Here is a 9,600-nt window from a genome sequence, read left to right on the forward strand (position 1 = left end):
TCTCCTGTGATGGGTTGTTTCATGTCTGCAATTCATAAGAAGCCCGCGCGAGGGGATTGGGGTGGCCTCGCGCGGGAAAAGCAAGCGCGTCCGCACGGTGGGGAGGGGTCGGGCGCGGTAGCTCCTATTGAGGAAGCTCGATTTCGGCTTCCGACGGGATGCGGAAGTAGGTCTCGGTCCAGTCGGTGAGTTTGTGCTCGAGCTCGCGGGTGATGGCGCCGTCGAGCATGCGCCAGGTCCAGTTGCCGCCCAGCGTGGCAGGGGTATTGATGCGCGCCTCGTTGCCCAAGTTGAGCAGGTCCTGCATGGTGTAGATGCACGTGTCGCTCACGCTGGCGGCGATGGTGCGATTGAGTGCATCTGCCATGGGTTCGCCGGCCTGCTGATGGGTGTACAGGGCTGCCTGCTCGCGCTGACGCGGGGTGGCCGTTCCCTCAAACCAACCGCGCGCCGTCTCGTTGTCGTGGGTGCCCACATAGGCGACGGTGTTGGCGATGTAGTTATGCGGCAGGTAGTACGAGTTGGTACCCTCAAAGGCAAACTGCAGGATCTTCATGCCGGGGAAGCCCGAGTTGTCGCGCATGTCGATGACGCCGGGGGTGAGGAAGCCCAGGTCCTCGGCGATGATGGGCAGCGTGCCGAGCTTTTCCTCGAGCGTCTTGAAGAACTTGAGGCCGGGACCCTGCGTCCACGAACCGTAGGACGAATCGGGCGAGGAGAACGGCACCTCCCAATAGGCCTCGAAGCCGCGGAAGTGATCCAGGCGGATGACGTCGTACATGTCGAGGGCGGCGCGAATGCGGCCCTCCCACCAGGAGAAGCCATCGGACTCCATGGCGTCCCAGTCGTAGATGGGGTTGCCCCAGTACTGGCCGGTGGCCGAGAACTGGTCGGGCGGCATGCCGGCGACGCTCACGGGATTGCCGGCGGCGTCGATCTTAAAGAGCTCAGGCGTCGCCCACATCTCGACGGAGTCACGCGAGACATAGATGGGCAGGTCGCCGATGATGAGAATGTCGCGCTCGTTGGCATAGGCCTTGAGGCGGCTCCACTGGCGATCGAAGAAGTACTGCGTCATCTGGTGGTAGAGCATACGCGCCGGATGGTCGGCGCAGACCTTGGCGGAAGCCTCGCCGCGGGTGCGGAGCTCCGCGGGCCACTCCCAAAACGCCTTGAGACCGCACTCCTCTTTGACGGTCATGAACTCACAGTAGGGGATGAGCCAGTCCTCGTTGGCCTGGATAAAGTCATCGAAATCGGCTGGCTTGTCGGCGGCAAAGCGCTCAGCGGCGCGGTCGAGAATCTGACGGCGGCCGCCAAAGATAGCACCGTAGTCGACATTGCTGGGGTCGGATCCCAGATACACGCCATCGATATCGCGCTGCTCAAGATACCCTGCCTCGATAAGCTCGGCAAAGTCGATAAAGTTGGGGTTGCCTGCGCGGGCCGAGAACGACTGATAGGGCGAATCGCCATAGCTGGTCGTCGTAAGGGGCAGAATCTGCCAGTAATGTTGTTTGCACGAGGCGAGAAAATCGACGAAGTCGTAGGCATTCCAGCCAAAGCCGCCGATTCCGTATGGTCCGGGCAGAGATGAGACGGGCATGAGGACGCCGCTTGCACGCTCCATGAATGCGCTCACCAACCTTCTTGTTGTGGGGTCGGCCTGCCGATGGGTGTGCAGTCCGCCTCCGATGTTCTGATCCGATACGCCTATTGTAGAACATGTTGTTTAAACATGTACAGGCAAGATAAAAAAGTTGGTCGATTTTCGGCGAATGGTTACATGCCATGAAAAAGCCCCGACCTCACAACGCGAGATCGGGGCAAGAGCGGTATGTAGGTTTTTGCTACTCGGCGTCGGCGAAGCCGTTGGGGTTGTGGCTCTGCCAGTTCCAGCTATCGCGGCACATGTCCGCGATGTCGTACTGGGCCTTCCAGCCCATCATGCGCTCGGCCTTGGAGGCGTCGCACCAGTTGGCAGCGATGTCGCCGGCGCGGCGCTCGCGGATCACGTAGGGCAGCTCCTTGCCACAAGCCTTGGAGAAGGCGGCGACGACCTCGAGTACCGAGGTGCCGGTGCCGGTGCCCAAGTTAAAGATCTCGACGCCGGTCTTGCCGTTCATCCAGTTAAGGGCGGCAACGTGACCAGAGGCCAGATCGCACACGTGGATGTAGTCGCGCACGCCGGTGCCGTCGGGGGTGGGGTAGTCGTTGCCAAAGACCTGAACGGCCTCGAGCTTGCCCACGGCGACCTGGGCGACATAGGGCACCAGGTTGTTGGGGATGCCCTTGGGGTCCTCGCCGATCAGGCCCGACGGATGAGCGCCGATGGGGTTGAAGTAACGGAGCAGCACGACGTCCCACTCGGGGTCGGCGGTGTGGACGTCCATAAGGATCTGCTCGATCATCCACTTGGTCCAACCATAGGGGTTGGTCGCGGGCTTCTTAGGATCCTCCTCGGTGACGGGCGGGTTGTCCGGGTCGCCGTAGACGGTCGAGGAGCTCGAGAAGATGATGGACTTGCAGCCATGGTTGCGCATGACGTCGATGAGCACCAGGGTGTTCTCGATGTTGTTGTGGTAGTACTCGACGGGCTTGCTCACCGACTCGCCGACGGCCTTAAAGCCGGCAAAGTGGATGACGCGGTCGATCTGATGGGTATCGAAGATCTTGTTCATCGCATCGCGGTCGAGCACGTTGGCCTCGTAGAAGGTGAGGTTCTTGGCGGCCTCGTCGCCCACGATGGTCTTGACGCGGTCGACGGCGACGGCGCTGGAGTTGGAGAGATCATCGACGATGACGACCTGGTAGCCACCCTCGAGCAACTGAACGACGGTGTGCGAGCCGATAAAACCGGCGCCACCGGTAACGAGGACGCAGGTGTCTTTGGGGTCGAGTGCTTTGGACATGTAGTCTCCTATCGAATCAGGAACACTTCTTCAGGGGAGTATAGCGCAGGCAGGGACGCCCAAATCGTGCGCTGTAGGAAAAGCAGAGGACTGTGCTAACGTACTCATCAGAAGAGCTTGCGTACGCATAACCTGATCTTTGGCATTTGCTTACGAGCCGCTGACCTTGTAGTTTCCTGCCGTTCGTGGAAATCATTGGGACGCGCCATATGTACGCTAATATGTATGAGTTGAGCGACATATAAATAAACATGTAACGGAGTACATATGTCACCAAACAGCGATTCCATCCTTTCCCAGGAGCTCTCGCGCCGCACTGCCCTCAAGGCCCTGTTCGGCGCCGCTTCTGCGGCAATTCTTTTTGGCCTGCCCGCTCGCGCCCATGCGGCGGAGGCTTCCAAAGAAACCACCGATAAACTGAATGCCGCCCAGGCCCAGCTCGACGAGGTTCAGGCCCAGCTCGACAGCATCGCAAATGAGTATGCGGCGCTGGCCAACAAGAATGCCCAGACCCTCAACGACATCGAGAATGTCCAGGGCAAGATTGACGACACGCAGGCCCAGATCGATGAAAAGAAGGCCGAGCTCAAGAAGAAGCGCAACGACCTTTCCGATCGCGTGGCCGCCAGCTACAAGTCCGGCGGCACGAACATCCTGTCTTTGCTGCTGGCCTCTGGCTCGTTTGAGGAACTCGTCGCCAACGCGCATTACGTTGAGAAGATCAACAAGAGCGACCGCGATGCCATCGAGGATATCCAGACGATTCAGGCTGAGCTCGACGCACAGAAGACCGAGCTCGAAGCACAAAAGGCCGACCTGGAAAAACTCAAGGACCAGCAGACGGCTCAGATGCAGGATATGCAGGCCAAGCAGCAAGAAGTCCAGACCGTGCTGAACGGTCTTTCCGACGACGTCAAGGAGCTCATGGCTCAGCGCGATTCCGAGATCCTCGCTGCCGCCCAGGCTGAGGAGGCTGCCAGGAAGGCCGCCGCTGCCGCTGCCGCCGCGAACAAGAACAATTCCTACTCGGGTGGTTCAAGTTCGGGTGGCGGATCGTATGCGCCCGGAACCCCGCAACAGAATGCCGGCTCGGGCAAACAGCAGGCCGTCGTCAACGCGTGCTACTCCACGCCTTCGCCGGGTCAGAACTGGTGCGCGGCGTGGGTTACCAATGTCTTCCGTAACGCCGGCGTGGGCTATTTTGGCGGCAACGCGTGTGACATGTTCAACGCCTGGTGCTATAGCTCCGACCGCTCGGCGCTGCAGGTGGGCATGATCGTGGCCGATTCCTCGCACAGCGGCACGGGTGCTCCGGGCCTTATCTACGGTCATGTGGGTATCTACGTTGGCGGCGGCATCGTTATGAGCAACGAGGGTGCCATTACGTCTAAGTCGCTCGATTCGTTTATTAGCTTCTATGGCACTGGCTCTGGCGTGCGTTGGGGCTGGCTCGGCGGTATTGCGCTGTCGTAGCTGCGGCTTGGTCCGGGACAGCCCGAGAGGCATAAGGTTGCCTGCTCGGGCAGTCCTGCTCGCACGGAGAGCACATTAAGTGCTCTCCGGCTCGTGCGGAACTCGCGATCAACCTTATGCCTCTCGGGCTGTCCCGGCCCTCTCGGGTTCGGGGCGCGGCACACCGGACTGGTTGTCTGAATTAAAGAAAGTGAAGGCCCCTTTCGGGGCCTTCTTTTTATAAAAATTCGCCTACTCGGTGGACTTCGGGTTCTAGGTCTACGTCGAACTGCTCTTTGACTTTGGCTTGGATGTCGCGGATGAGTTCGTCGACGTCGGCGGCGGTGGCGTGGTCGGCGTTGACGATAAAGCCGCAGTGCTTTTCGCTTACCTGCGCGCCGCCGACAGCATGGCCGCGCAGGCCGGCATCCATGATGAGTTTGCCGGCAAAGTGGCCCTCGGGGCGCTTGAAGGTGGAGCCGGCACTCGGCATGTCGAGCGGCTGCTTGTCCTCGCGGCGCTGGCGGTAGTCGTCCATGTCGGCCTTGATCATCGCAGCGTTGCCCGGGGCGAGGTTGAAGGTGGCTGAAAGCACGGTAAAGCCGTCGTCGGCGATGCGGCTCTTGCGATAGCCCAGATTGAGCTCATCGACATCGAACTCGATGATGTTGCCGCTGCCGCGGGTGCCGTCGTCGAGCTGGCGAGCAGGTTTGTAGACGCGCACGGACTCCAGCACATCGGCCATGCAGGCGCCGTAAGCTCCGGCGTTCATGTAGCAGGCGCCGCCGACCGATCCGGGGATGCCCGAGATGGGCTCCATGCCGGTGAGACCGGCCTCGGCTGCCGCCGCGGCGACATCGGAAAGCAAGGCGCCGGCCGCCGCCGTGACGTGCGTACCGTCGACCGTAATGTCGGAGAGGCCTTCGCCCAACGCCACGACAACGCCGCGGATACCCTTGTCGCCGACGAGCAGGTCGGAGCCGTTGCCCACGATGGTGAGTGGCAGGTCGCAGCGATAACAGGTGTCGAGCGTGGCGACGAGGCCCTGCTCGGTATCGGGCGTGACAAAGACGTCGGCCGGGCCGCCGATCTTAAACGTGGTGTGCTCGCGCATGGGCTCGCTCATCAGCACGTTGTCCTCGCCGGCAACGCCAGCAAGCGCGCACAGCAGGTCCTCGTTAAAAAGGTCGTTCTCGTGCATACGAATATCCGCCTTTTGGTGGTCGTTGTCATCAATCGATTGCAATATACCCCACCCGGACGGATTTGGTGCGCTGGCGGCGATAAAACAGCCGTCTACCGGATTGGTAAAGTGTTTATCACCGAGGTAGAGGGGCGGTCGCTATACTTTCAAGAGATTGCGCGTAAACCTGGAAGGAGCGAGATGGCCAACAAAGTCACCCTCAAGCAGATTGCCCAGGAGGTGGGGCTTTCCCCCTCGTCGGTCTCGCTTGTTCTCAATAATCGGCCCTGTCGCATCTCGGAAGAAAACCGCAAGCTCATCAAGGAGGTTGCGGCGCGCAACCACTATGTTCCTAATCAGATTGCGCGTAGTCTGGTCATGCGCGAGTCGCGCACGCTGGGCCTTATCGTCCCTAACATCGAGAGCCGCTTTTTTGCCTCGCTCGCCGGTAGCCTGGAAAAGCGCTGCCGCGAGGACGGCTATGCGCTCTTCATTACCAGCTCGGGTGGAAGTGCCGACGACGATCTGGAGCTGCTGCGCCAGCTGGTAACGCGCGGCGTTGATGGCGTCTTCCTGGTTGTGGGCGACGAGTTCTCCGACGACCGCGCCCTGCGCGAAGAAGTCAGCCACCTGCCCATCCCGGCCGTAATGGTCGACCGTGCCATTGAAGGGCTCGAGTGCGACAAGGTGATGTTCGACCACGAGATGGGCGGCTACATGGCCACCCGCTATCTGATCGAGCAAGGCCACCGCCGTATTGCCTGTCTGGTTAACGCACGCCGCTCCAATACGGGTCGCAAACGACTTGCCGGCTATGAGCGCGCACTGCGCGAGGTTGGCTTGCCTATCGACGCGCGTTTGGAGTTTGAGAGCGAGTACTACATTCCGAGTGCCTACGAGGCCTCGGAGGCTGTGCTTGCAACCGATGCCACCGCCGTGTTCGCAAGTTCGGATAACATCGCCCTCGGTTTGCTCAAGCGCCTGCACGAGATGGGGAAGAGCATTCCGGGCGATATTTCGGTCGTAAGCTATGACAACTCGGCGGCCGACGTTCTCTTTGAGCCGGCACTGACCGCGATTGAGCAGGACCCTGGTGTCCTTGCGGAGCATGCTTTTGGCTGCATGTCCAAGCGTCTTGCCGGTAGGGGCGGCAGGCGTGCCGAAGAGGTCGTTCTGGAGCCGGAGCTTATCGTTAAGGACAGCGTGCTCGAGCTTACTAAACACAACTAAACACGTTTACCAATTTGCAGAGACCGAATGTGGAGCACCTGTGACAATCAACGCCGCAGGTGAATGTTGCGTTTTGTCGTTCCGTACGATCAATACAGATGATAAAACGTTTTTTCACCGTGATAAAACGTTTTAGCAAATATACTGGTCCCAACGAATGGTTGCCGTATCGGAGGGTGACCGCGCAGCGAAGGGACATAAACAATGGCTAAAACTCTGGGAACGCCGTGGCAAAAGCTGGGCCACGAGGTACCGGCTTCCGAGCTCGAGGGCGTCGATCTGTATTGGCGTGCATCGAACTATCTGTCCGTCGGCCAGATCTACCTTCGTTCTAACCCGCTGATGCGCTCCGACTTTGTCGACGAGAAGACCGGCGAGACGCGCGACTTTGGTCGTCCGGACGTTAAGCACCGCCTGGTCGGTCACTGGGGCACCACGCCTGGCATCAACTTCCTGTTCGGTCACGTCAATCGCCTCATTGCCGACCACAACCAGAATGCCATCTTCTTGATGGGCCCGGGTCACGGTGGCCCCGCCGGCACCGCCCAGTCGCTGCTCGATGGCACCTACCGCGAGATCCGCCCCGACATCACTGATGACGAGGCCGGTCTGCAGAAGTTCTTCCGCCAGTTCTCCTACCCCGGCGGCATTCCGAGCCACTTTGCGCCCGAGACGCCCGGCTCCATCCACGAGGGCGGCGAGCTTGGCTACACGCTTAGCCACGCCTACGGTGCCGTCATGGACAATCCGAGCCTGCTGGCCGTGGCCGTGGTAGGCGACGGCGAGTCCGAGACCGGTCCGCTCGCGACCTCTTGGCAGTCCAACAAGCTCGTGAACCCGGCAACTGACGGTATCGTTCTGCCGATCCTGCACCTCAACGGCTACAAGATCGCCAACCCCACCATCCTCGCCCGCGTGTCCGACGAGGAGCTCACCAAGTTCTTCGAGGGCATGGGCTACAAGCCGCACTTCTTTGTCGCCGGCTTTGACGACGAGAGCCATGCGAGCATCCACGAACGCTTCGCCTCCCTGTTTGAGCAGGTCTTTGACGAGATTTGCGACATCAAGGCTACCGCACAGGCCCAGGCTGCCGCGGGCGAGACCGTGGTCCGCCCAGCCTACCCCATGATCGTGTTCCGCACGCCCAAGGGCTGGACTTGCCCCAAGCAGATAGACGGCAAGAAGACCGAGGACTCCTGGCGCGCCCATCAGGTGCCGCTGGCGAGCGCCAAGGACACCCACGAGCACTTCCGCGTGCTGCGCGAGTGGCTGCGCTCCTACAAGCCCGAGGAACTCTTTACGCCCGAGGGCCAGGTGCGCCCCGAGGTGACGGCCTTTATGCCGACCGGCGAGCTGCGCATTGGCGCTAACCCCAACGCGAACGGCGGCAAGGCGCGCCGCGAGCTCGAGCTGCCCGATATCCACGCCCACGAGATTCCCGTCGCCGAGAAGGGCCACGGCTGGGGCTCCACCGAGGCCGCCCGTGTCTTTGGTGAGTACACCGCCGACGTATTGGCCAAGAACATGGACGACTTCCGCATCTTTGGTCCCGATGAGACCGCGTCCAACCGCCTGCAGGCTGCCTACAAGGTGACCAAGAAGCAGTGGGATGCCGGCTTCTACGAGGACGACGCCAACGATGAGCTGCTGGCCGGCTCCGGTAAGGTTGTCGAGCAGCTGTCCGAGCACCAGTGCGAGGGCTTCCTCGAGGCCTACGTGCTCACCGGCCGCTCCGGTGTGTGGAGCTCCTACGAGAGCTTTGTCCACGTGGTCGATTCCATGGTCAACCAGCACTGCAAGTGGCTCGAGGCCACCAAGCGCGAGATTCCGTGGCGTGCGCCCATCAGCGGCCTCAACATTTTGCTGTCGAGCCATGTCTGGCGTCAGGACCACAACGGTTTCTCTCACCAGGACCCCGGCTTTATCGACCTGCTGCTCAACAAGGCCAACGATACGCATATCGTGAATGCTTACTATCCGGCCGACGCCAACATGGCGCTTGCCGTGGCCGAGCGCGTCTACCAGTCCACCGACTGCGTCAACGCCATTTTCTGTGGCAAGCAGCCCGCCCCGACTTTCCAGACGGTTGACGAGGCCTGCGCCGAGCTCGCCGAGGGCGTGGCGACGTGGGAGTGGGCATCGACCGCCGACTCGCTCGCCGAGGCCGACGTCGTGGTCGCCACGTGCGGCGACGTGCCGACGCTCGAGGCTCTGGCCGCAACCGATATGCTGCGCGAGCTGGGCGTTAAGGTATGGTTCGTCAACGTGGTGGATCTGCTCAAGATCCAGAACGTCTGCGAGAACGACCAGGCTATAAGCGACGAGCGCTGGGCTGAGCTGTTCGGCTGCGGCGAGAAGCCCGTGCTCCTTGCATTCCACGCCTATGCCGGCACGATTCGCCGCCTGATCTGGAACCGCCCCGGCCACGACGCCTTCCGCGTTCACGGCTACGAGGAGAAAGGCTCCACGACCACGCCGTTCGACATGCTGCGCCTGAACAACATGGATCGTTGGGCTTTGGCCGCCGACGTGCTGCGCATGGTCGACGCCGATAAGTTTGCCGAGCAGATTGATGAGTGGGAGGCCTTCCGCACCGAGGCCTTTGAGTTCGCGTGTGACGAGGGCTTCGATCACCCGGCCTTTACCGACTGGGTCTGGCCCGACGCTGCAGCTGCAACTGCTGCCGACGGCGCGCTTTCCGCAACGCAGATGACCGCGGGCGACAACGAGTAAGTGGGCATCCGGGACGGTCTCGCGCTGGGGCCTTGCCCGGCGGGGTGGCCTTGCTCCGGGAAGTGGGCTTCGCGAACTTCCCGGAGCAAG

At 61.3% G+C, this 9,600-nt stretch carries 6 protein-coding genes; 3 read left to right on the top strand and 3 right to left on the bottom strand.

Going from position 1 to position 9,600, the window contains the following annotated elements; genetic code table 11:
• Positions 1–124: 124 nt before the first annotated feature.
• Positions 125–1,642 carry a 4-alpha-glucanotransferase gene (malQ, locus tag DXD24_RS09675; RefSeq protein WP_233502391.1) on the bottom strand — a complete coding sequence of 506 codons (1,518 nt, stop codon included), beginning with the start codon at positions 1,640–1,642 and terminating at the stop codon, positions 125–127.
• Between the two features lie 208 nt (positions 1,643–1,850).
• Positions 1,851–2,912: a UDP-glucose 4-epimerase GalE gene (galE, locus tag DXD24_RS09680; RefSeq protein WP_006235870.1), complete on the bottom strand. Its 1,062-nt coding sequence runs from the start codon at positions 2,910–2,912 to the stop codon at positions 1,851–1,853.
• Positions 2,913–3,179: 267 nt separating this feature from the next.
• Between galE and DXD24_RS09685 the strand changes: the two genes are divergently transcribed.
• Positions 3,180–4,385, top strand: a complete 1,206-nt coding sequence (locus DXD24_RS09685) for a hypothetical protein (RefSeq protein WP_117646612.1) — start codon at positions 3,180–3,182, stop codon at positions 4,383–4,385.
• Positions 4,386–4,602: 217 nt separating this feature from the next.
• Here the strand turns inward: DXD24_RS09685 and murB are convergent, their stop codons facing one another.
• Positions 4,603–5,565, bottom strand: a complete 963-nt coding sequence (murB, locus tag DXD24_RS09690) for a UDP-N-acetylmuramate dehydrogenase (RefSeq protein ID WP_117646613.1) — start codon at positions 5,563–5,565, stop codon at positions 4,603–4,605.
• A 183-nt stretch (positions 5,566–5,748) separates the two neighbouring features.
• Here murB and DXD24_RS09695 point away from each other — a divergent pair, with 183 nt between their 5' ends.
• Together DXD24_RS09695 and DXD24_RS09700 are read left to right on the top strand one after the other, a co-directional pair.
• Complete coding sequence (locus DXD24_RS09695) at positions 5,749–6,777, top strand: LacI family DNA-binding transcriptional regulator (RefSeq protein ID WP_089573627.1); 1,029 nt, start codon at positions 5,749–5,751, stop codon at positions 6,775–6,777.
• A gap of 204 nt (positions 6,778–6,981) precedes the next feature.
• Positions 6,982–9,510 (top strand): phosphoketolase, encoded by a 2,529-nt coding sequence (locus DXD24_RS09700; RefSeq protein WP_117646614.1) that lies wholly within the window; start codon positions 6,982–6,984, stop codon positions 9,508–9,510.
• The last annotated feature ends 90 nt before the right edge of the window (positions 9,511–9,600 follow it).

It is taken from the genome of Collinsella sp. TF12-2AT (assembly GCF_003436735.1).
Lineage (GTDB): Bacteria > Actinomycetota > Coriobacteriia > Coriobacteriales > Coriobacteriaceae > Collinsella.

What these genes read in the sequence shown, in the direction of transcription:
- galE (WP_006235870.1), bottom strand. Translation starts at nt 2,912, where the DNA reads ATGTCCAAAGCACTCGACCCCAAAGACACCTGCGTCCTCGTTACCGGT.
- DXD24_RS09685 (WP_117646612.1), top strand. Translation starts at nt 3,180, where the DNA reads ATGTCACCAAACAGCGATTCCATCCTTTCCCAGGAGCTCTCGCGCCGC.
- murB (WP_117646613.1), bottom strand. Translation starts at nt 5,565, where the DNA reads ATGCACGAGAACGACCTTTTTAACGAGGACCTGCTGTGCGCGCTTGCT.
- DXD24_RS09695 (WP_089573627.1), top strand. Translation starts at nt 5,749, where the DNA reads ATGGCCAACAAAGTCACCCTCAAGCAGATTGCCCAGGAGGTGGGGCTT.
- DXD24_RS09700 (WP_117646614.1), top strand. Translation starts at nt 6,982, where the DNA reads ATGGCTAAAACTCTGGGAACGCCGTGGCAAAAGCTGGGCCACGAGGTA.